Raw genomic sequence first — 22994 nt, 5'->3', positions numbered from 1 at the left:
CCCCGCTTGTCGGCAACGTTTCAGAATGTCACAAAGTGGACCTCATGCATTAGACGGCAACGAGGGACAACATGACGGAACTTGCGGAAATCGGGCTGATCGGCCTTGGAGTGATGGGATCCAACCTGGCGCTCAACATCGCCGAAAAGGGCAGCCGTATCGCGGTCTTCAACCGCACGCCGTCACGGACCGCGGAATTCGTCGCCGAGGCCGGTGCGCTGGCCGGCAACATCGTCGGCTGCGACACCATCGAAGCCTTTGTGGCCGCCATCCGTCCGCCGCGACCGATCATCATCATGATCAAGGCAGGTGAGGCGGTCGATCAGCAGATCGACGCGCTGAAGCCGCTTCTGTCGGGTGGCGATATCGTGATCGACGCCGGCAACGCCAACTTCCGCGACACGATCGCCCGCTTCGACCGGCTGAAGGATACGGGCCTGACCTTCATCGGTATGGGCGTTTCCGGTGGCGAGGAGGGCGCCCGCCACGGCCCGTCGATCATGGTCGGCGGCACCGAGCAGTCCTATCAGCGCGTCGAAAAGGTTCTGACCTCGATCTCGGCCCGCTATGAAGGCGATCCGTGCTGCGCCTGGCTCGGCACAGATGGTGCCGGCCACTTCGTCAAGACCATTCACAACGGCATCGAATATGCCGACATGCAGATGATCGCCGAAATCTACGGAATCCTGCGCGACGGCCTCGGCAAGTCTGCCGGCGAGATCGGTACGATCTTTGGCGGCTGGAACAAGGGCCGGCTCAATTCCTACCTGATCGAGATCACCGAAAAGGTCCTGGCCGCCGGCGACGCCTCGACCGGCCGGCCGATCGTCGACGTTATCCTCGATCGTGCGGGCCAGAAGGGCACCGGCAAGTGGTCGGTCATCGAGGCCCAGCAGATGGGCGTGCCGGCGACCGCGATCGAGGCGGCGGTTGCCGCCCGCAGTCTGTCGTCGATCAAGGCCGAGCGCGAGGCCGCCCAGGCGATCTTCGGAGCACCGGACCATGTCTTTCCGCTTGAGGACGGTGCCGCCCTACTCAAGGACCTGGAACTGGCGCTCTTCGCCGCCAAGATCGGTGCCTATGCGCAGGGCTTTGCCGTGATGGCCGAGGCCTCCCGCGAGTTCGGCTGGTCGCTGCCCATGCCGACGATCGCGCGGATCTGGCGGGCCGGCTGCATCATTCGTTCGCAGTTCCTCGACGAGATCACCAAGGCCTTTACCGAGACACCCGACGTTGCCAACCTGATCGTCACGCCGGCTTTTTCCGCGATGGTCCGCGAAAGCCTGCCAGCCCTTCGCCGCATCGTGGCCGCCGCCGTCACGGCCGGAATTCCGGTTCCGGCGCTCGCCTCGGCGCTCACCTATTTCGACGCCTATCGCCAGGCCCGCGGCACTGCCAATCTGATCCAGGCGCAGCGCGACTTCTTCGGCGCCCATGGCTTCGATCGCACCGACGGCCTCGACATCCACCACGGGCCGTGGAGCGCTGGTGCGTGACGCTCCAATGCGGGCTGGACAGATACAAAAAAGCCGGCGTCGCGCCGGCTTTTTTGTGAGTGGTTTGTGCTCCTTCCGGGACGCCTCAGTCTTCCCAGATCGGCTGGCTGATGCTCTGGAGCATGTCAGGCGAGACGCCGTCGATGCTGGCGATCACGGCCTTAGCCAGCTCACGGCCGGCAAGCCGCACGTCTTCATAGGCGGTGATGATCTCGGGCCGGATCCAGTTGAGGATCGGGGCTGACTGCTTCGACACGAGGTCGATGTCGCGTCCAACCCGCTTGCCGGCCGCCTCGATGCCGGCATTGACCGCGATCGTCGAGCTTCCCGAGGACGAGACGATACCGTCGGGCGGATTGTCGGAACGCATCACGGCCTCCACGGCATCGCGGATCTCGGCGAGCGGCGTGTCGATCGTCACGGTCAGCGGAACTTCCGTCGCGCCGCAGGCTTTCAGCCCCTCGAGGAAGCCGTTTCGCGTATGGGTGTAGTAGGTGAGCTTGCCCGGCGGCTGCAGCAGGGCGAGTTTCCGCCGCCCGCGGGCGACGAGCCGCTCCACCGCCTGGCGGGCGAAGGCCTCGTTGTCGAAGTCGTGGAACGGATGGGTGAGTCCCGCATTGGTCCGCCCATGGGTGGCAAACGGCATGTTTTGGTCGGCAAGCAGCCTGACCCGCGCATCATCGGGCTCGATCCTCGAGATGATCACCCCGTCGGCCGATCCGGTGTCGAGGATGTAGCGCACCGGCTGCATCGGGTCCTTGCTGTGCGAATGCGGCGTGACGACGATGTGATAGGGGGTGCCCGACAGCACTTCGGAAATGCCGAACACCATCTGGCTGGAAAAGCCCATGATCTCCTCGTCGATGCTGAGCACCAGCGCGATCACATTCGTCTTGCCCGTCCTCAGGCGAACCCCGGCACGATTGGGCTGGTAGCCGAGCTGGCGAGCCACCATGCGCACCCGTTCCTTCGTCTCGGCGCCGATGTCCGGAGCGTCTTTCAGTGCGCGTGAAACGGTGGTGATGCCGAGTCCGGTCATGAAGGCGATCGTCTTGAGGGTCGGTCGCTCCTTCGTTTCCTTCGCGAGACTGCCGAGGTCTCGCGTATTGTCTTCTTTCATGCTGTCCCCACCGCTTCCCTTGAGCTTCCCTTATAGATGCCCGAGCGTCGGCTGCAAATGCGCATCGGCGCTAGTTCTTCGTACTATTGGCGGTAAAATCTGTAACGATACAGATGAAAAGTCGAGTGCTGTTTTGTGTGCGATTGCGAAGGGGATGCAATCATAAATGGTATGCGCATTGTCGAGCAGGAGAAGCACGACATACGAGCGCGAGATGCCGCATTGCACCATAATGGCGAGCATATTTGCGGTAAATGACGATAAGCGAACGAAAAATGTCGTTTTATTCTGATGGAATCGCCGGGAAGCGGCGCGCTGGAGATCTTGTGTCACGCTCGACCGTCGGTGGAAAATGCGGTGAAGGAAAAATTAATGTTCGCGGAGGTTGCGTGCTTAAATCGATTGTAATAGGTTTTTCCGGCAACGTTTCAGTGAGGGAGGAGACTCATGAATTTTCGTAGCGTCGCGGCCGCTTTGGCCGCCACCGTCGTCATGCCGTTCGGTCTGGCGCAGGCAACCGATCTCGAAGTGACCCATTGGTGGACGTCCGGCGGGGAGGCCGCAGCGGTCGCCGAACTCGCCAAGGCGTTCGATGCCACCGGCAACAAATGGATCGACGGTGCGATCGCCGGCTCCGGCGGCACTGCCCGTCCGATCATGATCAGCCGCATCACCGGCGGCGACCCGATGGGCGCAACCCAGTTCAACCATGGCCGTCAGGCGCAGGAACTGGTCGAGGCCGGCCTCATGCGTGACCTGACGGCGGTCGCCGAAGCCGGCAAGTGGAAGGAGGTCATCAAGCCCTCGTCGCTGCTCGACAGCTGCACCATCGACGGCAAGATCTACTGCGCGCCGATCAACATCCACTCCTGGCAATGGCTGTGGCTGTCGAATGCCGCCTTCGAGAAGGCCGGCGTGCCGGTGCCGAAGGACTGGAACGAATTCGTCGCCGCAGCACCGAAGCTCCGCGAGGCCGGTCTTCAGCCGCTTGCCCTCGGTGGCCAGGCCTGGCAGTCGGGCGGTCTGTTCGACACGCTGGTACTCAATCTGGGCGGCAAGGATCTCTTCGAGGCGGTTTACGTGAAGAAGGATGCCGAGGCTGCGGCTGGTCCGGACATGGCCAAGGTCTTCCAGGCCGCCGCCCAGGCGCGCGACATGGCCGCCGGCAGCAATGTCCAGGACTGGAACCAGGCGACCAATCTCGTGATCACCGGCAAGGCCGGCGGTCAGGTCATGGGTGACTGGGCGCAGGGCGAGTTCCAGATTGCCGGTCAGGTCGCCGGCAAGGACTACAGCTGCCTGCCGGGCCTCGGTCTCAGCCCCTACATCACCACCGGCGGCGACGCCTTCTACTTCCCCGTCCTGAAGGACGAGGAAAAGTCGAAGGCGCAGGACATCCTGGCGCAGACCATGCTGGATCCGAAGACCCAGGTGGCCTTCAACCTCAAGAAGGGCTCGCTCCCGGTGCGCGGCGACGTCGATCTCACGGCGGCCAATGATTGCATGAAGAAAGGTCTGGACATCGTCGCCAAGGGCAATGCGCTGACCAGCACCGACCAGGCGCTGTCGGCCGACAGCCAGAAGCAGAAGGAAGATTTGATGATCGAATTCTTCGCTGGCACGTCGATGAGCCCGGAAGCCGCGCAGGAACGGTTCGCCGACATCATCTCATCGGCTGACTGACACGGTCGACCGCGTCCGGCCGGCACCGATCTTCGGTGTTGGCCGGATGCTGGAGCGTCTAGGCCCCGCAAGGTCCGCCGGCTCCGGCCGACCGCCCTTGCCTGTTTCCTGCGACGATGCGCTTGAGGAGGAACCGAAATGACAGGTCACGCGCCTGCCAAACGCCCCAACCAGCTTTTCCGCAATCTGAATTCCAAGATTGCCTCAATCCCGATGATCCTGATCGCCGTCGGCATCTTCCTCGGAGGCTCGATCTGGACGGTCGTCTATTCCTTCACCAATTCCAAGCTCCTGCCGCGCCTGTCCTTCGCCGGGCTCGATCAGTATGAGCGGTTGTGGAACACCTCGCGCTGGATCATCTCGATCCAGAATCTGGCGATCTACGGCGTTCTGACGCTGATCTTCAGCCTGGTGATCGGCTTTCTGCTGGCGGCCCTGATGGACCAGAAGATCCGGTTTGAGAACGCCTTTCGCACCATCTTTCTCTATCCCTTCGCGCTGTCCTTCATCGTCACCGGCCTCGTGTGGCAGTGGATCCTCAACCCGGAATTCGGCATCGAGGCCATTGTCCGTTCGCTGGGATGGGAGAGCTTCCGCTTCGATCCGCTCTACAATCCCGACATCGTCATCTATGGCATTCTGATCGCCGGCCTCTGGCAGGGGACGGGGCTCGTGATGTGCCTGATGCTGGCCGGCCTGCGGGGCATCGACGAGGATATCTGGAAGGCGGCGCGCGTCGACGGCATACCGATGTGGAGGACCTATCTGTTCATCGTCATTCCGATGATGCGTCCGGTCTTCATCACCACGCTGGTCATCATCGCGAGCGGCATCGTCAAGGTCTACGACCTGGTCGTCGCCCAGACGAGCGGCGGTCCGGGCAATGCCTCGGAAGTGCCGGCGAAATATGTCTACGATTACATGTTCCAGGCCCAGAACCTCGGCCAGGGCTTCGCCGCCTCGACGATGATGCTGCTGACCGTCGCCATCATCATCATTCCCTGGGCCTATCTCGAATTCGGAGGGAAGAAGCGTGGCTAACGTCTCGACGCTCAATACTGTCGGCGCCGGCTTTGATGCCGTCGCGCCCGAAGTCTCCGGCCCGCGCGGCCGCCGCCCGCGGCGCGCTCTCTCCCGGCGCAACATCATGCTCTATGGCACGCTGTTCGTCGCTGCCCTTTACTACCTGTTGCCACTCTATGTCATGGTGGTGACGTCGCTGAAGGGCATGCCGGAAGTGCGCATGGGCAACATCTTCGCGCCGCCGATGGAGATCACCTTCGAACCCTGGGTCAAGGCCTGGGCCGAAGCCTGCACCGGCCTCAACTGTGACGGGCTTTCGCGCGGCTTCTGGAATTCGGTGCGCATTCTCGTGCCCTCGGTGATCGTCTCCATCTTCGTCGCTTCGGTCAGCGGCTATTCGCTCGCCAACTGGCGGTTCAAGGGATCGGAGCTGTTCTTTTCCATTCTGATCATCGGTGCCTTCATCCCCTACCAGGTGATGATCTACCCGGTGGTCATCGCTCTGCGCGAACTGGGCATCTACGGCACGCTCACCGGCCTGGTGATCGTCCATACGATTTTCGGCATGCCGATCCTGACACTGCTGTTCCGCAACTATTTCACGGCATTGCCGGCGGAGTTGTTCAAGGCGGCGCGCATCGACGGGGCAGGCTTCTGGCAGATCTATCTGAGGATCATGGTGCCGATGTCGCTGCCGATCTTCGTGGTTGCCATGATCATTCAGATCACCGGTATCTGGAACGACTTCCTCTTCGGCGTCGTGTTCACCCGGCCCGACACCTATCCGATGACCGTCCAGCTCAACAACATCGTCAACTCCGTCCAGGGCGTGAAGGAATACAACGTCAACATGGCGGCGACGCTGCTGACCGGTGCCGTTCCGCTGATCGTCTATTTCGTTTCCGGCCGGCTTTTTGTTCGCGGCATCGCCGCCGGCGCAGTGAAGGGTTAATTCATGTCCAACAGCGTTTCCATTCGCGATTTGTCCCTGTCGTTCGGTGCGGTCAACGTCTTGCAGAACCTCGACCTCGACATCCGCGACGGCGAGTTCCTCGTCCTGCTCGGTTCGTCGGGATGCGGAAAGTCGACCCTTCTCAACTGCATTGCCGGCCTGCTCGAACCGACCGACGGGCAGATCTTCATCAAGCACAGGAACGTCACCTGGGAAGAGCCCAAGGATCGCGGCATCGGCATGGTGTTCCAGTCCTATGCGCTCTATCCGCAGATGACGGTCGAGAAGAACCTCTCCTTCGGCCTGCGGGTCGCCAAGGTACCGGACGAAAAGATCCGCGAGAAGGTGGCCCGCGCCGCCGAAATTCTGCAGATCGAGCCGCTTCTTAAGCGCAAGCCGGCGGAATTGTCGGGCGGCCAGCGTCAGCGTGTGGCGATCGGCCGTGCGCTGGTGCGCGACGTCGACGTCTTCCTCTTCGACGAGCCGCTTTCCAACCTTGATGCCAAGCTGCGCTCCGAACTGCGCGTCGAGATCAAGCGCCTGCACCATTCGCTGAAGAACACGATGATCTACGTCACCCACGACCAGATCGAGGCGCTGACGCTCGCTGACCGTATCGCCATCATGAAGGGCGGCGTGATCCAGCAGCTCGACGATCCGATGACGATCTACAACCGTCCGAAGAACAAGTTCGTCGCGGGCTTCATCGGGTCGCCGTCGATGAATTTCCTGCATGGTGAACTGGTCGATCGCCCGGGCGGCATTGTCTTCAGGACCAACGGCGTCGACTTCTCGCTCGCGGGCTACGCGTCCGCCGCGGATGCCCTGACCGCCGGTCGCAAGGTCGTCCTCGGCCTAAGGCCGGAACATATCCAGGTCGACGATGATGTCCCGGCTGGGGCCGAGGCCCACGAGGCGGTCGTCGACATCGAGGAGCCGATGGGCGCCGACAACCTGCTCTGGCTGAAACATGCCGGCCACGTCATGTCGGTGCGGACTTCCGGCACCCGACGCTATCCCCCCGGCGCACGCCTGCGCCTCGGTTTCGACATGTCGGTTGCCTCGCTGTTCGACGCCGAAACGGAGGAGCGGCTTTGAGACGCATGACCTCCCCCTTACCCTGACCCTCTCCGCGCAGGCGGGGAGAGGGACGGCCGGGGCGGCACCGTTTGGTCCTTCTCCTCGTTTTCGGGGAGAAGGTGCCGGCAGGCGGATGAGGGCTCGAGAGAGGCGCCCACCGTATTCCATCTCCCCCTTGAGGGGGAGATGGCCGGCAGGCCAGAGGGGGCGTTCTTGCTCCGAAATGAATGACCTGGATTGAACGATGACGAATGCTTCCGACACACCCAATACGATCGACCTTTCCGGCGAATGGCGCCTCGCCACGGCCGAGGGCGAACACCGGACGGTCATCCGGCTCCCCGGCGACGTGCATTCGGCGTTGCAGGCAGCCGGCATCATTCCCGACCCCTATTTCGGCCGCAACGAGGAGGCGGTGCAGTGGGTGGCCGAGCATGACTGGACGCTCGAGCGGTCGTTCTTTCTCGACCATGCCGACGGAAGCTTCTACCTCGACGTCGACTATCTCGACACGGTCGCCGTCGTCTTCGTCAACGACGTGCCGGTGCTGTCTGCCGACAACTGCTTCCGCCGCTACCGGCCGGACGTCTCGGCGGCTCTCCAGCCGGGCGAGAACCGCATCCGCATCCTCCTGCATTCCTCGATCGTCGCCGGCGCCGAACGCCAGGCGCGGCAGCCGTTCTTCGTTCCGTATTCGACGGCCAATTCGCCGATCGCCAACGGCAACATGCTGCGCAAGCCGCAATGCCATTTCGGCTGGGACTGGAACATCGCCATCGCGCCGCTCGGCCTCTACGGCACCATCGCGCTGAAGCAGCTCGACCCGGCCCGGATCGAGCACCTGGAGACCGAGCAGGTCCATCACGACGACGGCAGCGTCGATCTGCATGTTCGTCTGACGCTCCACGCCTTCGAACCGAGCGTGGTGCCCGTGCATTTCGAATTCGACGGCCAGAGAGAGCGACTCGATTGCGGCATCGCCGCGGGGCAGACGGTGATTTCCCATGTCTTCACCGTCGAAAAGCCGCGCCTGTGGTGGCCGGCCGGAAGCGGGGAGCAGGCGCTCTACACGTTGTCGGCCGAGATCCCGGGCGAAACGCTGACGCGCCAGATCGGTCTGCGGACCGTCACGCTGATCACCGATCCTGACGAGGCGGGCGCGCGCTTCGCCTTCCGGGTCAATGGACGTGAGATCTTCTGCCGCGGCGCCAACTGGATTCCCGCCGATGCGCTCTTTTCCCGAACGAGCCAGGCCCGGACCGGGGACCTGCTGCGTTCCGCGGCCGCGGCCCACATGAACATGATCCGCGTCTGGGGTGGCGGCTTCTACGAGGCCGACTGGTTCTACGACCTCTGCGATGAACTCGGGCTGATGGTCTGGCAGGACTTCATGTTCGCCTGCAATCTTTATCCGTGCTCCGAAGACTTCCTCGCCAACGTGGCGCAGGAGGTCGACTACCAGGTCCGCCGGCTCTCTTCGCATCCCTCGATCGCGCTCTGGTGTGGCGACAACGAACTGGTCGGTGCGCTCACCTGGTTCAAGGAGAGCCGCGACAATCGCGACCGCTATCTGGTCGCCTATGACCGTCTGAACCGGGTGATCGAGCAGGGGGTGCGCAAGGCTCATCCGCAGGGCATCTGGTGGCCGTCGAGCCCGGCCTCGGGTTATCTCGACTATGGCGACGCATGGCATGCCGACGGATCCGGCGACATGCACTACTGGTCGGTCTGGCACGAAAATAAGAGTTTCGCTAATTACCGAACTGTCAAACCGCGCTTCTGCTCGGAATTCGGCTTCCAGTCCTACACCTCGATGCCGGTGATCGAGACCTTTGCAGAAAAGGGCGACCTCAACATCGCCTCGCCGGTGATCGAGCTGCACCAGAAGAATGCCGGTGGTAACGAGCGGATCGCCGCCACCATGTTCCGCTATTTCCGCTTCCCGAAGGATTTTGCCAACTTCGTCTATCTGAGCCAGATCCAGCAGGGCCTCGCGATCAAGACCGCGGTCGACTACTGGCGCTCGCTCAAGCCCCATTGCATGGGCACGCTTTACTGGCAACTGAACGACACCTGGCCGGTCGCATCCTGGTCTAGCCTCGACTATGGCGGCAGCTGGAAGGCGCTGCACTACATGGCGCGGCGTTTCTTCCAGCCGGTCAACGTCGTCGCCATCCCGTCCGAGGACGGCAGTTCCATCGCGCTGTCCCTGGTCAACGACACGACCGATGCCGTGACCGTCGAGGTCGAGCTCTTTGCCCTTGCGCCGTCCGGTCGCCGCCTGCCGCTGAAGACGGTGACAGGGGTCGCATCGGAGGACCGCGCGGTCGCTCTCGCCGATGTCGCCCAGGCGGCGATCCCGCCAGATGCCTTGCTCGGCTGGCGCTTCACTGCCGCAAATGGAATGGCGGGCGAGGGGCATCTCTCGGTCCTGCCCTACAAGGCGCTCGAACTCGAGCCGCCCGGCTTGACGCTCGATGTCTCACCCCTGCCGGACGGCACCTACGAGGTGTCCGTGACTGCGGCGGGGTTGGCGCTCTTCGTCGTGATCGAGGCCGATCGCCCCGGGCGCTGTTCGGACAATGCCTTCGATCTCGCGGCCGGCGAGACACGCCGCATCATTTTCACCCCCGCCGATGGCGCCGGCTCCGGCGCCGTTCCGCAATTTCGCACCTACGACCTCTTCAGCTGCCAGCAGGTCGGCTGAGGATCGTCTTCACCGCATGAGAACAAGCGCCGCGGCGGTCCCGTGCCGGGCGCCCACAGGAAGAGGAGGAAAACACCATGACGAAATTCGGTTTCCAGCTTTACAGCGCCCGCAATTTCCAGCCCTTCACCAACGTCTATCCGCTGCTTGCTGAAGCCGGATACACCCATGTCGAGGGCTACGGCGCCATGTATGCGTCCCTCGATGACGCGGGTCTCGATGGGCTGCGCGGCGACCTCGACCGCAATGGTCTGACCATGCCGACAGCCCATTTTGGCCTCGACCTCCTCGAAAGCGACCCGGCAAGGGCCTTGAAGATCGCCCGGGCGCTCGGCATCGAGGCGATCTATTGCCCCTATCTCCTGCCGGAACTGCGCCCCCAGGATCCGATGAGCTGGTTCTCCTTCGGCCAGCGCCTGCAGGAGATCGGTAAGCCGATCCGTGATGCCGGGCTTACCTTCGGCTGGCACAATCACGACTTCGAATTTGCCACGCTGGAGGACGGATCGACCCCGCAGGAACAGATCTTCGCCGGCGGCCCCGAGCTTGCCTGGGAGGCCGACATCGCCTGGATCATCCGGGGTTCCGCCGATCCCTTCGCCTGGATCGAAAGCTATGGCAAGCGCATCACCGCGGTCCATGTGAAGGACATTGCGCCTGCAGGCACCAATATCGACGAGGACGGCTGGGCGGATCTCGGCCACGGCACCGTGCCGTGGAAGGACCTGATGGCCCGCCTTCGCCTGTCCGGCGTCCGTCACTACATTCTCGAACATGACAATCCGAAGGATCTTGCGCGCCTGATTGAGCGCTCGATCGCCTCCTTCAGCACCTATTGAACTCTACCGGCCTCAGAAAGCAGGACTTATCCATGGCACGCGAACTCGGCGTCGGCATCATCGGATGCGGCAATATCTCGACCACCTATTTCTCGCTCGCACCGCTCTTCAAGGGCCTGAAGGTGCTGGCCTGCACCGACCTCAACATGAACGCCGCCGAGCTGCGCGCCGAGGAATACGGCGTGAAGGCCCAGACGATCGAAGACCTGCTCGCCAATGACGAGTTGGACATCATCGTCAACCTGACCATCCCGGACGCCCACTACGCTGTCTCGAGGCGCATTCTCGAGGCCGGCAAGCATGTCTATTCGGAAAAGCCGCTGGTCTTGAGCCTCGAGGCCGGCGAGGATCTGCGCCGGATCGCAAGTGGCCGGGGACTATCCGTCGGATGCGCGCCGGATACCTTTCTCGGCGGTGCGCATCAGCTTGCCCGCGCCTTCATCGACCAGGGCGGCATCGGCCGTATCACCTCCGGCACCTGCCATGTCATGAGCCCGGGCATGGAGATGTGGCATCCGAACCCGGACTTCTTCTTCCTGCCCGGCGGCGGCCCGATCCTCGATCTCGGACCCTATTATATCGCCAACCTCGTCAACCTGATCGGCCCGGTGAAGCGGGTCGCCGCGCTGACCTCGATGGCGAGCGAAACCCGCACCATCACCAGCCAGCCGCGGGCCGGCGAGGTGATACCGGTGAAAACCCCGACCAACATCCACGCCCTTCTGGAATTCGCAAACGGCGCCACGATCACGTTGTCGGCGAGCTGGGATGTGTGGTCGCATCGCCACGCCAACATGGAACTCTACGGCACCGAGGGCTCGCTCTACGTGCCCGATCCCAATTTCTTCGGCGGTCTGGTCGAGGCCTCGGGGCGTGACAAGGACATCCGGCCGCTCGACGCCTGGGACCACCCCTTCGGCCGCAACAACCAGGAGAGCCCGCAAGGTCCGCGCGCCAACTACCGCACCGCCGGCCTTGCCGACATGGCCGTGGCTATCCTTGAGAACCGCGACGCGCGCTGCTCGCTCGACCGCGCGCTGCATGGCGTCGAAGTCATGACGGCGATCCTGAGATCCGGCGAGACGGGTGAGTTCGTGACGTTGTCGACGACCTGTACCCAGCCGGCGGCACTCGAAGTAGACGAGGCGCTTGCCTTGCTTAGATAAGGTCAGAGACTTCGCTTGCCCCTCATCCGGCTGCCGCCACCTTCTCCCCGCTCGCGGGGAGAAGGCCGATGGGGCCGCCGTTCTACCCCTTCTCCCCGCCTGCGGGGAGAAGGTCCCGGCAAGGGGTATGAGGGGCAAATGACGACCTGAGTTGACTGAATTTGGGAGACTTCCATGACCTACACCCCGGCCCAAGACCGCTACGAGCGGATGACCTACAACCGCTGCGGCAGGAGCGGCCTGAAGCTGCCGGCGATCTCTCTCGGCCTGTGGCACAATTTCGGCAATGACACCCCGCATGCCGTGAAGCAATCGATCGTCCGCCGGGCCTTCGACCTCGGCATCACCCATTTCGACCTCGCCAACAATTACGGGCCCCCGGGCGGCGCTTCGGAAGCGGCCTTCGGCGAGATCCTGAGGACCGATCTCGCCGGCTATCGCGACGAGTTGATCATCTCGTCCAAGGCCGGTTACGGCATGTGGCCCGGCCCCTATGGCGAATGGGGCAGCCGAAAGTACCTGATCGCCTCCTGCGACCAGAGCCTGAAGCGCCTCGGCCTCGATTATGTCGACATCTTCTATTCGCACCGCTTCGACCCCGATACGCCGCTGGAAGAAACCTGCGGCGCGCTCGACCATATCGTCCGGTCGGGCAGGGCGCTCTATGTCGGACTGTCTTCCTACAATTCGAAGCGCACCCGCGAGGCGGTCGCCATCCTGAAAAGCCTCGGCACACCCTGCCTCATCCACCAGCCGAGCTATTCGATGATCAACCGCTGGATCGAGGAGGACGGGTTGATCGATACGCTCGAAGAGCTTGGCATCGGTTCCATCGTCTTTTCACCGCTCGCCCAGGGCATGCTGACCGCCAAATATCTCGGCGGAATCCCTCAGGAGAGCCGGGCCGCGCAGGACAAGTCGCTCAACCGCGATTTCCTTACCGAACGCAACATCGAGAACATTCGCAAGCTGAACACGATCGCCGAGCGTCGTGGCCAGACGTTGGCCCAGATGGCGCTCGCCTGGGTGCTCCGCGGCGACCGCATCACCACCGCCCTCATCGGCGCCTCGAAGGCAGCCCAGGTCGAGGACTGCGTCAAGGCGCTCGAACGGCGCGATTTCACCCCCGACGAACTGGCCGAGATCGGCGTTTACGCACGGGAAGCCGACATCAACCTTTGGGCCGCCTCCGCCGAGCGCAAGGGACCGGCACGCAAGAAGAAATGACCGAATTTGCCCCTCGCTCTGACCCTCTCCCCGCAGGCGGGGAGAGGGGATGGCCGAAGCGGTGCCGAATTTTCCTTCTCCCCGCCTGCGGGGAGAAGGTGGCGGCAGCCGGACGAGGGGCAGTCGAAAAGCGAGGAGAGAGACTTGATCATCAATCCCATTCTGCCGGGCTTCAACCCGGACCCATCGATCTGCCGGGTCGGCGAGGACTACTACATCGCCACCTCGACCTTCGAGTGGTATCCCGGTGTGCAGATCCATCACTCGCGCGACCTGGTGAACTGGACGCTGGTGCGCCGGCCGCTGGAGCGGGCAAGCCAGCTCGACATGCGCGGCAATCCCGACAGCTGCGGGATTTGGGCGCCGTGCCTTTCCCACGCGGACGGCCGGTTCTGGCTGGTCTATACCGACGTCAAGCGCTTCGACGGCAACTTCAAGGACGCGCACAACTACATCGTCACCGCACCGTCGATCGAAGCCGAATGGTCCGACCCGGTCTATATGAATTCCTCCGGCTTCGATCCTTCGCTGTTCCATGACGACGACGGTCGCAAATGGTTCCTCAACATGCAGTGGAACCACCGAACGGAGAGCTATGGCGGCTCGCCGAAACACCCGGCCTTCGATGGTATCCTTCTGCAGGAATGGGACCCGGCCGCGGGTGCGCTGAAAGGGCCGGTCAGGAACATCTTTGCCGGAAGTCCGCTCGGCCTGGTCGAGGGGCCTCATCTCTTCAAGAAGAACGGCTGGTATTACCTCACCACCGCCGAGGGTGGCACCGGCTACGACCATGCCGTCACCATGGCGCGCTCGCGCGCGATCGACGGCCCTTACGAGATGCATCCCGACACCCATCTGATCACCTCGAAGGACGGGCCCGACGCAGCACTTCAACGCGCCGGCCACGGCCAGTATGTCGAAACGCCCGACGGCAAGGCCTATCACACCCATCTTTGCGGCCGGCCGCTGGCGCCGAAGCGCCGCTGCACGCTGGGCCGCGAAACGGCCTTGCAGAAATGTGTCTGGAGAGACGACGGCTGGCTCTATCTCGAGAACGGCACTCCCGTTCCGGCCTTGGAAGTTGCGCCGCCGAAGCCGGTCGACCGCGTGGCGCGGCCTGCGGTCATCAGCCGGCACTTCGACGATGTCGTCCTCCCGCCCGAGTTCCAGTGGCTTCGCACGCCGGAGCCGGACCGGCTCTTCTCGCTCGCCGCCCGTCCGGGACATCTGCGCCTCTATGGTCGGGAAAGCCTCGGTTCCTGGTTCGAGCAGTCGCTCGTAGCCCGCCGGCAGGAAGACCATCGCTTTCGGGCCGAAACCCGGATCGACTTTGCTCCCGACACCTACCAGCAGGTGGCCGGCCTCACTCACTACTACAATCGGCACAAGCTTCACGCCCTCGGCGTGACCCTGCACGAAAAGCTCGGCCGTGTGATCACCATCCTGTCCTGCGCCGGAGACTACCCGGATAGCCGGCTAAGCTTTCCGCTCGGTCCCGGCATAGCCGTTCCCGATGGCCCCGTCGATCTCGCCATGGAGGTCATCGACAACGATCTCCGGTTCTTCTGGCGGCCGGCCGCGACCGATGCGGTGTCGGGGGCAGGGGATGTCGATTGGCAGCCTGTCGGCCCGGTCCTCGACGCCGGCGTGATCTCCGACGAGGGAGGCCGCGGCGAGCACGGCTCCTTCACCGGCGCCTTCTGCGGCATGTTCGCCTTCGACACCAGCGGCCGGGCGAAAGGCGCCGATTTCGATTTCTTCGTTTATCGGCGCGTGTGACGGACCGCGGCTCCGGCCTCTCCGGTCGTCATCCTCGGGCTTGTCCCGAGGATCTGCCGCGGTGTCGGTCAATTCGATGGTGGTGGATGCTCGGGACAAGCCCGAGCATGAGGGCGTAAGTCTCGAATCTCATCCCAGCCGTTCGGCATGCCACTTCAGGTGGTCGTCCATGAAGGTCGAAATGAAGTAGTAGGAGTGGTCGTAGCGCTCGTGTATGCGCAGCGTCAGCCCGATGTCGGTGCCCTTGATCGCCTCTTCGAACAGCCAGGGCTTCAGGCCGGTTTCAAGGAAACTGTCGGCCTTGCCCTGGTCGATGAGGAATTCCGGGAAGCGTGCCCCGTCCTCCACCAGCGCACAGGCATCGTATTCACGCCACTTGGCCCGGTCGGGCCCAAGATATTTCTCGAAGGTGTCCTGGGTCCAGTCGGCGGTCAGCGGATTGACGATCGGGGCGAAGGCCGAGCAGCTCTTGAAGCGGTCGGGGTTCTTCAGCGCGATCGTCATGGCGCCGTGGCCACCCATGGAATGGCCGAAGATGCCCTGCCGGTCCATGTCCACGCGAAAATGCTCGGCGACCAGCGCCGGCAGTTCCTCGGTGACATAGGAGTACATCTGGTAGTTATCCGACCAGGGCGTCTCGGTGGCATTGAGATACATGCCGGCGCCCTTGCCCATCTTCCAGTTGGTGAGTTCGTCCGGCACGTCGTTGCCGCGCGGGCTGGTGTCGGGGCAGACGATGATCAGGCCGAGTTCGGCGGCCATGCGGCGGTACTCGCCCTTTTCCATGACATTGGCGTGGGTGCAGGTGAGCCCGGAGAGATACCAGAGCACCGGCCGCCTTTCGGTGATCGCCTGCGGCGGAACGAAGACGGCAAAGGTCATCCCGCCCTTGGTCGCTTCGGATTCGTGCGAGAAAACGCCCTGCATGCCGCCGAAGGCGGTGTTCTGGGAAAGGATCTTCATCTTTGGGGTCCCCGGGATTGTTAGCCGGCCAGCGAAACGGCGCCGTTGACGGCGGCCGCGATGAGCACGGTATTGAAGAAATACGATACGACGGCGTGCAAGAGATTGATCCGTCGCATGCGGGTGGAGGTGATGTCGGTATCGGAGGTCTGTGCCGTCATGCCGACGACGAAGGAGAAATAGAGGAAGTCCCAGCCGCACGGCGCCTCGGTCTCCGGAAAGGCGAGGCCGCCCTTGTTGTCGGCGCCGTCGGCCGTCGTTTCCGGACGCCAGTAGAGATGCGCGTAGTGGATGGCACTCATCGTGTGGATGGTCGCCCAGCCGCCGACGACGGAGAGAAAGGAGAGCACGAGTCCGAGAGTGCTGCCGCCGGAGGTGCGGTTGAGTGCGAGGAAGAGCGTGACGACGGCAATCACCACGGCGCCGAGGGTCACGACCAGGATGACTGGCGCCGGTTCGTCGGCCTGCTCGGCATTGTCCCTCAGGTAGTCGGCCGTCAGTTGCGGCATCCGAAGACCGATCAGCGCGAGATAGCTGAAGAAGAAGACGACAGCGCCGGCGTCCAGGGTGAGCCGAGGCTTGATCAGGAATGCCGCGAGCGCGGCAACCAGTCCGGCCCAGAGACCTGCATAGAACGGCCCGTGCCGGTGGGCGATCGTGCGGTCGAAGAGACTGGCCATGTCCGGACTTTCGCTGCGCGGGTTACGGGGAGGCAACCGACTAACACGCCTTGGAGCGGCGGCAAAGCCGCTCCAGCGTCTCGAGAAAGGCGGAACGGTCGCGCGGCGAGAAGGCGGCGTTGTAACCCTTGCTCTCCCCCGTCTCGCGCAAATGCGCCCCGAGGTCGCGCATGGCGGTCGCCATGCCGATATTGGTCGTGTCGAAGACACGCCCCGTCGGCCCGGTCACGAAAGCGCCGGCGGCCACGCAGCGCCCGGCGAGCGGAACGTCTGCCGTCACCACGATGTCGCCCGGACCGGCGCGCTCGGCGATCCAGTCGTCGGCGGCGTCGAAGGCACCGGACACGATGACGTTCTTGACCATTGGATCGCGGGACGGCCTCAGGCCCGAATTGGCGACGAAGGTCACCTCGAGCCCGTGGCGCTCGGCGACTTTGAGGATTTCCGGCTTCACCGGACAGGCATCGGCATCGACATAGATCTGGGGCATGGGATCGCTGTTAGGCTACTTCTTCAGACTGCGGACGTAGGTTTCAAGAACGGCATTCATGCGCGTCTGATATCCTTTGCCGGTGTTGCGGAATGCCTGGAGGACGGATTTCTTGACCCGCAGCGTGATCTGCTCTGTTCCCTCGGGTTGGCTGATCTTCGCCTGTTGCCAGAACGTCACGTCCAGTTCGGGAACATCGCTTGTGTCGATATCCTCATCCTGCAAGACGGCCAGTTGTTCAAGGGTGAGTTCTTTGTCGTAGCGTTTCGGCATATCGCTCCCTTTCCCGACGTTTGGCTGGGCGGGCGGAGATGATCCGCGTCACCCCGTTCCGATCCGTGTGCGTAACGACGATGCAGACCAAACTCTCGATCATGCCGACACTGTTGTGGCGCATTTCGCCATAATCGAAACGATCGTCGATGGCTGTCACAACAGGACCGTCGAAGATGCGGATGGCAGTGGCAAAGCCAATACCATGCTTGGCTATGTTCGAGGCGTCTTTCGCATCGTCCCATTCAAATATGGGAATAATTGTAGCTACATTTGTAGATGCGCACAACGGATTTATCTCGAGGCGGCCGCTGGTCGGCCGCCTCGGGGGATCGCGCTCAATAGACGACGACGCCGCGGATGGATTCACCCTTGTGCATCATGTTGAAACCCTTGTTGATGTCTTCGAGCGGCATGGTGTGGGTGATCATCGGATCGATCTGGATCTTGCCGTCCATGTACCAGTCGACGATCTTCGGCACGTCGGTGCGGCCGCGCGCGCCGCCGAACGCAGTGCCCATCCACTGGCGGCCGGTGACGAGCTGGAAGGGACGCGTCGAGATTTCCTGGCCGGCACCCGCCACCCCGATGATCACCGACTTGCCCCAGCCGCGATGGGCGCTTTCGAGCGCCTGCCGCATGACCTTGGTGTTGCCGGTGCAGTCGAAGGTGTAGTCGGCGCCGCCGATCAGGTCGCCGTTGCGCTTCGTCAGGTTGACGAGATAGGGCACGATGTCGCCCTCGACCTCCTTCGGATTGACGAAGTGGGTCATGCCGAACTTCTCGCCCCATGCCTTGCGGTCCGGGTTGATGTCGACGCCGATGATCATGTCGGCGCCGGCAAGGCGAAGCCCCTGCAAAACGTTGAGGCCGATGCCGCCGAGACCGAAGACGACCGCGGTCGCGCCGATCTCCACCTTCGCGGTGTTGATCACCGCACCGATGCCGGTCGTCACACCGCAGCCGATATAGCAGATCTTGTCGAAGGGGGCGTCGGGATTGACCTTGGCAACCGCGATCTCCGGCAGCACGGTGAAGTTCGAAAACGTCGAGCAACCCATGTAGTGGTGGATCTTGTCCTTGCCGATCGAGAACCGCGAGGTGCCGTCCGGCATCAGGCCCTGGCCCTGCGTCGAGCGGATCGCGGTGCAGAGATTGGTCTTGCGGGACAGGCAGGAATAGCATTCGCGGCATTCGGGCGTGTAGAGCGGAATGACGTGGTCGCCCTTCTTGACCGAGGTGACGCCCGGGCCGACGTCGACGACGATGCCGGCGCCCTCATGGCCGAGGATCGCCGGGAACAGGCCTTCCGGATCGGCCCCCGACAGCGTGAAGTCGTCGGTATGGCAGATCCCCGTCGCCTTCACCTCGATCAGAACCTCGCCAGCACGCGGGCCTTCGAGCTGTACGGTCATGATTTCAAGCGGTTTTCCAGCCTGCACGGCTACGGCGGCGCGAACGTCCATGGTGTCTTCTCCGGGGTTTGTAATTTGAGCGTTTGGAATGTGGCACGAGGGGCAAGGCGGCCTCAAGAGACGGCCATCACCCGAGACAGGTCGATTGGATCACGAAAAGATGAGCGCCGCGGGTCTCACCGCGGCAGGATCAGCGGCACATGCGGCGAAGCGTCGGCGCGCATCTCGCCGGTGAGCCTGGGATCGTCGATCACCTCGACGAGGAAGGCATAGGGCTTGAAGCCCGACCGCTGGTAGAATCCGACCGCGCCGGGATGGTCGAAATGGCAGGTGTGAACCCAGAACCGCCGGATCGGCTTCGCCCAGGCGTTGTCGATCGCCGCGTTCATCATGATCCGGCCGGCGCCCTGGCCGATGGCGTCCGGAACGAGGCCGAAGAATACGAGTTCGCACTCGCCGTCCTTGCGGAGATCGAGCTCCATCAGGCCGACACGCCGGTCGCCGTCCCGCACGGTGTAGACCTCGACGGCCGGGTCATGAAGGATTGCGCGCAGTTCCTCGTCCGGCATGACGAGCCGCGACAGCCACATCCAGTCCTCGCCGATCGCGCGGAAAAGTGCGCGATATTCGCCAAGATCCGCATCCGTCCACCGTTCGAGGCGAAGGGCGGCGTCCTCCGCACGCACCGGCTTGGGCGCCGGTTTTGTCAGCATTTCAAGGCAGGTGACGACATTGGCAAGCTTGCCGGCGGGCACGGCCGAATAGCCGAGGGGGAGGGGCGGGTTCATGGTATCCATGGCGGTCTTTGGAGCCGTTCCGCCTGCCTTAGTCAAGGGCCAAAGGCGCCTCAGGCGGTCCCGAAAAGCCTGTCGCAGGCATAGATCACGCCGCAGATGTGGATCGAAAGCGCGGCATAGAGCCCGAAACCGGTCATCATCCGTTCGGGACCGCTCATCGCATCTAGTTTTTCGCGTGGCTTGATGCTGGTGGTGCGGATGAGGCTCAGCAGCGTGAAGACCGCAAGCGCCCCCAGCATGGCGGGAGCGGGCAGCCCGATTCGCCATCCCGTCGCCGCGACGACGAGTGCGATCCCGAAGCTCGCAAGGGTCAGCAGGGCACGGCTTGGAAAGAGCTGCCTGAGCACCTGGCCGCCGTCGAAGCGATGCATCGGCAGGAGGTTGAGCAGGTTGAAGGCGGAAAGAATCAGCAGGAAGACGAGCAGCGGTCCGCTGCTCGTCGGCGCCATGATGCCGTCGTCGGCGGCCTGGTGCCCGGCAATCAGGATCGGCACGGCGAAGGCCGAGACGCCGGCGCCCATCAGCGCGCAGGTCGCGACTTCGAATAGGCTCGCATAAGGGCGGCCGCCGATCGCGATCCCGCCGAGCAGCGGCACGAAGATCATCCTCGCCCGGGCGTGTCCGAACGCTCGGTAGGCAACCATGTGGCCGAGTTCGTGAAAGACGATGACCAGGGTAAGGAAGACCGAGATCATCAGTCCGTTCCGGTCGAAGCCGAAGAAGGGCCAGAGCAGCAGGGTTGAGAGCGTGGCGAGCGCCACCTGGCTCAGCGGATGTTCGAGACGTCCGGCAGCGGAGGGACTGCGGCCCTCGAGATGGTCCTCAAGCGCCTTCACCTCGCGCTTCAGCATGATGTAGCGGAAAAGCAGGAAGCCGAGGCCGTGATAACGGTCGGTTTGTTCGATTGCGACGGTCGATCCGTCTTCGGCAGGGCCGATCGTGCGAACTTCGCGATAGTTCGACCAGAAGCTCGCGTCGAGCGCGCTGTCCGCAACGATCCGAAGCTCGCAACTGAACTCGCCGTCGGCCTTCACGCCGGTCCGGTCGATGGCCATCGTGCGGGTGATCGGTCGGCCCGTCCGGTCGGGCTGCCGGTAGCGCAGTTCCAGCCTGTCGGGCGTGCCCTGGAGCGTGCTCACCGACAGTACCGACGGATGCCAGTCGGCAAGCCCGCCGCCCGGGCGGGTCATGTCCCAGATCTCTTCCGGCCGCATGTCGAGGTGGCGCCTCACCGTGATGGTGCGACGACCGAGCGGTGCGGCGAGCATCAGCCAGATCAGGCCGAGATTGATGCCGAGGAGAATGAAGGCTGCCTGGAATGTCGTCACGGGTGCACTCCTTTCTGCCGCAGCTCTCCGGGCCGCTCGCGTCGCTACGCCACCTTGTTCTCGTCGAGGAAGAGCGCGTCCGGAACCTGCAGCCAGCGCCGCGGCGGCTCGACCGGCGTACCCTTGTCCGTCTCGCTCCGGCGGATGCCGCTCATCAGCGCGGTCCATTCCGGGTGACTGGAGCGCGAGGACGCGATCCGGTCTATTTCCTCAAGCGCCGCGATCTCGATCGGATAGAGGTCTATCCTCCCCCGGTCGAACGCACTGCGCAGGATGCGATGGACATATGCGAGTTCCGTCTCGCCGATCCCACCCTGCGGCGGGCGGCCGACTGCAAGCGCGCCCCGTCCTTCGCTCAGCGCCACGCGCAATTGGTCGAGCGCCAGCACCTTGAGCGTCGGCGGCACATGGCGTGACACGTCCATGACATGCAGCACCACCGCCAGCTCGAGTTCGTCATGCACCACGCCATCGACCGAGAAGACCCGCTTCATCCAGTCGACGTTGAGGTCGTCCATCGAGCCGATCGGATAACAGCGGTCGACGATGAAACGCGTCAGCGACTCGACGAAGAAATCACGCCACTCCGGGCACTTTTCCGGACAGGAATTGTTGAGGGCAAGGAGGGTGACGACGTCGTCGGGTGTCTGGATACCTTCGGGGAAGGTAAACTTGCGCAATAAGAATATGTCCTCGGCGGACAGCCTGTTCTTCCCGGCGACAACACATGCCGGAAAAGAGAGACGAAACTCGCTCATCTTTTTATCCCTGTTTCATCATGAAACTGGGACGAGTGTTATCCGACAAAGATTGCGTTTGTGCCAATTTTCCCGGTTAGCGTCGTGTAACGGGAAAGCATTGCATTTTAGCGTTCCTGGGCGCGACGATGCTCGCGCCAGAGAATGAAGAGGCCAGAGCCGACGATGATGCAGATTCCGACCCATTTCGACACGGTCGGGAAATCGTCGAACAGCGCATATCCGAGGATGGTTGCAGCGATAATCTCGAAATACTGGAACGGTGCCAGAACCGACAGCGGCGCCAGGCGGAAGGCGCGCACGACCAGCAGGTGGGCATAGCCGGAGATCGAGCCCAGGATCATCAGCAGCATCAGCGCGAACCAGGACGAGGGGAGCGAGATCGCGAAATCCGTCTGTCCGACGGCATTGCCGCCAAGGAGGACGATGCCCATGAACAACGTGCCGCCGATACCCGACATGGTCTGCATGGTAACCGGCGAATCGGCCTCGCCGATCGCCCGATTCAGGAACATGTAGAGCGCGTAGAGGAAAGCGCAGGCGACGGGGAGGAGGGACGTGAGTCCGAACACCTCATAGCTCGGCTGGATGACGATCATCGCGCCTCCGAAGCCGACGACGATGGCCGTCCAGCGCCGCCAGCCGACCTTCTCGCCGAGAAAGATCGCGGAAAGCGCGGTCAGGATGAAGGGCTCGACGAAGTAGATCGCGAAGACGTCGGCGAGCGGCATGTATTTGACGGCGGTGAAGAACATCAGGCTCGCCGCGCCGTGCAGCACCCCGCGCAACAGGTTGAGGCCCGGACGTTTCGCCGACAGTGCCGAGCGCCCCTGGATGGCGAGCAGGAACGGCACGATGCATGCGACCTGGAAAAAGAATCGGTAGAAGTTGACCTGGCCCGGCGACATGCCTTCGACGTTCGCCATGTATTTGGCGATCGCGTCCATCAACGGCAGGACCAGCATGCAGCCCGCCATCAGGGCCATGCCCTGCATCGGATTTTCGGCGGTCGGTGCGCGGTGCTGGGTCATGCTGGGAGCCTTCAAACGGGAGGCTCCATGAAGCATAGGCGATCACAGCTATCAAGGGCCCCGGCGTCCCGGACGGTACGCCGGATCGGGGGCGCGGAAGGCCGCGCCGGGCGTTGTCATAAATCGGAAAAAGGCGATATGTTTCTACCGCTTCGCTGGCGTCATGCCATGGCGCGCGAAGGAGAGC

At 63.2% G+C, this 22994-nt stretch carries 21 protein-coding genes; 10 read left to right on the top strand and 11 right to left on the bottom strand.

Features of this window, described 5'->3' with window-relative positions:
- The first annotated feature begins 71 nt into the window (after nt 1-71).
- Complete coding sequence (gene gndA / locus HHL25_RS05995) at nt 72-1496, top strand: NADP-dependent phosphogluconate dehydrogenase (protein WP_169588191.1); 1425 nt, start codon at nt 72-74, stop codon at nt 1494-1496.
- A gap of 85 nt (nt 1497-1581) precedes the next feature.
- Here gndA and HHL25_RS05990 read toward each other — a convergent pair whose 3' ends face one another.
- Entirely contained in the window at nt 1582-2616 is a 1035-nt protein-coding gene (locus tag HHL25_RS05990; protein WP_169588189.1) for a LacI family transcriptional regulator, read from the bottom strand.
- Between the two features lie 447 nt (nt 2617-3063).
- On the opposite strand from HHL25_RS05990, the gene HHL25_RS05985 reads away from it, so the two are divergent.
- The 9 genes from HHL25_RS05985 (at nt 3064) to HHL25_RS05945 (ending at nt 15072) form a co-directional block, all read left to right on the top strand.
- Complete coding sequence (locus tag HHL25_RS05985; protein ID WP_169588187.1) at nt 3064-4299, top strand: ABC transporter substrate-binding protein; 1236 nt, start codon at nt 3064-3066, stop codon at nt 4297-4299.
- 138 nt (nt 4300-4437) lie between these two features.
- Nucleotides 4438-5340: a carbohydrate ABC transporter permease gene (locus HHL25_RS05980; RefSeq protein ID WP_169588185.1), complete on the top strand. Its 903-nt coding sequence runs from the start codon at nt 4438-4440 to the stop codon at nt 5338-5340.
- The gene (locus HHL25_RS05975; protein ID WP_169588183.1) at nt 5333-6274 is read left to right on the top strand and encodes a carbohydrate ABC transporter permease; all 942 of its coding nucleotides are present in this window, start codon (nt 5333-5335) and stop codon (nt 6272-6274) included. The genes HHL25_RS05980 and HHL25_RS05975 overlap by 8 nt, the downstream gene beginning before the upstream one ends.
- A gap of 3 nt (nt 6275-6277) precedes the next feature.
- Entirely contained in the window at nt 6278-7372 is a 1095-nt protein-coding gene (locus HHL25_RS05970; RefSeq protein WP_169588181.1) for an ABC transporter ATP-binding protein, read from the top strand.
- A gap of 226 nt (nt 7373-7598) precedes the next feature.
- Nucleotides 7599-10061 carry a beta-mannosidase gene (locus tag HHL25_RS05965; protein ID WP_169588179.1) on the top strand — a complete coding sequence of 821 codons (2463 nt, stop codon included), beginning with the start codon at nt 7599-7601 and terminating at the stop codon, nt 10059-10061.
- A gap of 77 nt (nt 10062-10138) precedes the next feature.
- Nucleotides 10139-10900 (top strand): sugar phosphate isomerase/epimerase family protein, encoded by a 762-nt coding sequence (locus HHL25_RS05960; RefSeq protein ID WP_169588177.1) that lies wholly within the window; start codon nt 10139-10141, stop codon nt 10898-10900.
- A gap of 32 nt (nt 10901-10932) precedes the next feature.
- Nucleotides 10933-12066 carry a Gfo/Idh/MocA family protein gene (locus HHL25_RS05955; RefSeq protein ID WP_169588175.1) on the top strand — a complete coding sequence of 378 codons (1134 nt, stop codon included), beginning with the start codon at nt 10933-10935 and terminating at the stop codon, nt 12064-12066.
- A 174-nt stretch (nt 12067-12240) separates the two neighbouring features.
- The gene (mgrA, locus tag HHL25_RS05950; RefSeq protein WP_169588173.1) at nt 12241-13293 is read left to right on the top strand and encodes an L-glyceraldehyde 3-phosphate reductase; all 1053 of its coding nucleotides are present in this window, start codon (nt 12241-12243) and stop codon (nt 13291-13293) included.
- A gap of 144 nt (nt 13294-13437) precedes the next feature.
- Nucleotides 13438-15072 (top strand): glycoside hydrolase family 43 protein, encoded by a 1635-nt coding sequence (locus tag HHL25_RS05945; protein ID WP_169588171.1) that lies wholly within the window; start codon nt 13438-13440, stop codon nt 15070-15072.
- A 129-nt stretch (nt 15073-15201) separates the two neighbouring features.
- On the opposite strand, the gene fghA is transcribed toward HHL25_RS05945, so the two are convergent.
- The 10 genes from fghA to HHL25_RS05895 form a co-directional block, all read right to left on the bottom strand.
- Entirely contained in the window at nt 15202-16035 is an 834-nt protein-coding gene (gene fghA / locus HHL25_RS05940; RefSeq protein ID WP_169588169.1) for an S-formylglutathione hydrolase, read from the bottom strand.
- A 20-nt stretch (nt 16036-16055) separates the two neighbouring features.
- Nucleotides 16056-16715: a DUF1345 domain-containing protein gene (locus tag HHL25_RS05935; protein ID WP_169588167.1), complete on the bottom strand. Its 660-nt coding sequence runs from the start codon at nt 16713-16715 to the stop codon at nt 16056-16058.
- Between the two features lie 40 nt (nt 16716-16755).
- The gene (locus tag HHL25_RS05930; RefSeq protein ID WP_169588165.1) at nt 16756-17205 is read right to left on the bottom strand and encodes a YaiI/YqxD family protein; all 450 of its coding nucleotides are present in this window, start codon (nt 17203-17205) and stop codon (nt 16756-16758) included.
- Nucleotides 17206-17220: 15 nt separating this feature from the next.
- Nucleotides 17221-17478 (bottom strand): BrnA antitoxin family protein, encoded by a 258-nt coding sequence (locus tag HHL25_RS05925; RefSeq protein ID WP_169588163.1) that lies wholly within the window; start codon nt 17476-17478, stop codon nt 17221-17223.
- On the bottom strand, nt 17444-17848 hold the full coding sequence (locus HHL25_RS05920) for a BrnT family toxin (protein ID WP_315853031.1): 405 nt from the start codon (nt 17846-17848) through the stop codon (nt 17444-17446). Before HHL25_RS05920 ends, HHL25_RS05925 begins: the two co-directional genes overlap by 35 nt.
- Nucleotides 17817-18944: an S-(hydroxymethyl)glutathione dehydrogenase/class III alcohol dehydrogenase gene (locus tag HHL25_RS05915; RefSeq protein ID WP_169588161.1), complete on the bottom strand. Its 1128-nt coding sequence runs from the start codon at nt 18942-18944 to the stop codon at nt 17817-17819. Before HHL25_RS05915 ends, HHL25_RS05920 begins: the two co-directional genes overlap by 32 nt.
- A gap of 125 nt (nt 18945-19069) precedes the next feature.
- Nucleotides 19070-19690: a GNAT family N-acetyltransferase gene (locus HHL25_RS05910; protein ID WP_169588159.1), complete on the bottom strand. Its 621-nt coding sequence runs from the start codon at nt 19688-19690 to the stop codon at nt 19070-19072.
- Between the two features lie 50 nt (nt 19691-19740).
- The gene (locus tag HHL25_RS05905; protein WP_169588157.1) at nt 19741-21018 is read right to left on the bottom strand and encodes a hypothetical protein; all 1278 of its coding nucleotides are present in this window, start codon (nt 21016-21018) and stop codon (nt 19741-19743) included.
- A 44-nt stretch (nt 21019-21062) separates the two neighbouring features.
- A complete protein-coding gene (locus tag HHL25_RS05900) occupies nt 21063-21698 on the bottom strand; it encodes a hypothetical protein (protein ID WP_169588155.1) in 636 nt (211 codons plus the stop codon).
- Between the two features lie 185 nt (nt 21699-21883).
- Nucleotides 21884-22807 carry a DMT family transporter gene (locus HHL25_RS05895; protein ID WP_169588154.1) on the bottom strand — a complete coding sequence of 308 codons (924 nt, stop codon included), beginning with the start codon at nt 22805-22807 and terminating at the stop codon, nt 21884-21886.
- Nucleotides 22808-22994 lie beyond the last annotated feature (187 nt).

This window comes from Rhizobium terricola, assembly GCF_012927355.1.
Taxonomy (GTDB): Bacteria; Pseudomonadota; Alphaproteobacteria; order Rhizobiales; family Rhizobiaceae; genus Allorhizobium; species Allorhizobium terricola.
This window is presented reverse-complemented; position numbering and strand designations above follow the sequence as displayed.

Excerpts from the sequence above, each read along its gene's own strand:
- HHL25_RS05990 (WP_169588189.1), bottom strand. The coding sequence starts at position 2,616 with ATGAAAGAAGACAATACGCGAGACCTCGGCAGTCTCGCGAAGGAAACG.
- mgrA (WP_169588173.1), top strand. The coding sequence starts at position 12,241 with ATGACCTACACCCCGGCCCAAGACCGCTACGAGCGGATGACCTACAAC.
- HHL25_RS05925 (WP_169588163.1), bottom strand. The coding sequence starts at position 17,478 with ATGCCGAAACGCTACGACAAAGAACTCACCCTTGAACAACTGGCCGTC.
- fghA (WP_169588169.1), bottom strand. The coding sequence starts at position 16,035 with ATGAAGATCCTTTCCCAGAACACCGCCTTCGGCGGCATGCAGGGCGTT.
- HHL25_RS05930 (WP_169588165.1), bottom strand. The coding sequence starts at position 17,205 with ATGCCCCAGATCTATGTCGATGCCGATGCCTGTCCGGTGAAGCCGGAA.
- HHL25_RS05965 (WP_169588179.1), top strand. The coding sequence starts at position 7,599 with ATGACGAATGCTTCCGACACACCCAATACGATCGACCTTTCCGGCGAA.
- gndA (WP_169588191.1), top strand. The coding sequence starts at position 72 with ATGACGGAACTTGCGGAAATCGGGCTGATCGGCCTTGGAGTGATGGGA.
- HHL25_RS05910 (WP_169588159.1), bottom strand. The coding sequence starts at position 19,690 with ATGGATACCATGAACCCGCCCCTCCCCCTCGGCTATTCGGCCGTGCCC.
- HHL25_RS05915 (WP_169588161.1), bottom strand. The coding sequence starts at position 18,944 with ATGGACGTTCGCGCCGCCGTAGCCGTGCAGGCTGGAAAACCGCTTGAA.
- HHL25_RS05980 (WP_169588185.1), top strand. The coding sequence starts at position 4,438 with ATGACAGGTCACGCGCCTGCCAAACGCCCCAACCAGCTTTTCCGCAAT.
- HHL25_RS05960 (WP_169588177.1), top strand. The coding sequence starts at position 10,139 with ATGACGAAATTCGGTTTCCAGCTTTACAGCGCCCGCAATTTCCAGCCC.
- HHL25_RS05955 (WP_169588175.1), top strand. The coding sequence starts at position 10,933 with ATGGCACGCGAACTCGGCGTCGGCATCATCGGATGCGGCAATATCTCG.
- HHL25_RS05970 (WP_169588181.1), top strand. The coding sequence starts at position 6,278 with ATGTCCAACAGCGTTTCCATTCGCGATTTGTCCCTGTCGTTCGGTGCG.
- HHL25_RS05985 (WP_169588187.1), top strand. The coding sequence starts at position 3,064 with ATGAATTTTCGTAGCGTCGCGGCCGCTTTGGCCGCCACCGTCGTCATG.
- HHL25_RS05895 (WP_169588154.1), bottom strand. The coding sequence starts at position 22,807 with ATGACCCAGCACCGCGCACCGACCGCCGAAAATCCGATGCAGGGCATG.
- HHL25_RS05935 (WP_169588167.1), bottom strand. The coding sequence starts at position 16,715 with ATGGCCAGTCTCTTCGACCGCACGATCGCCCACCGGCACGGGCCGTTC.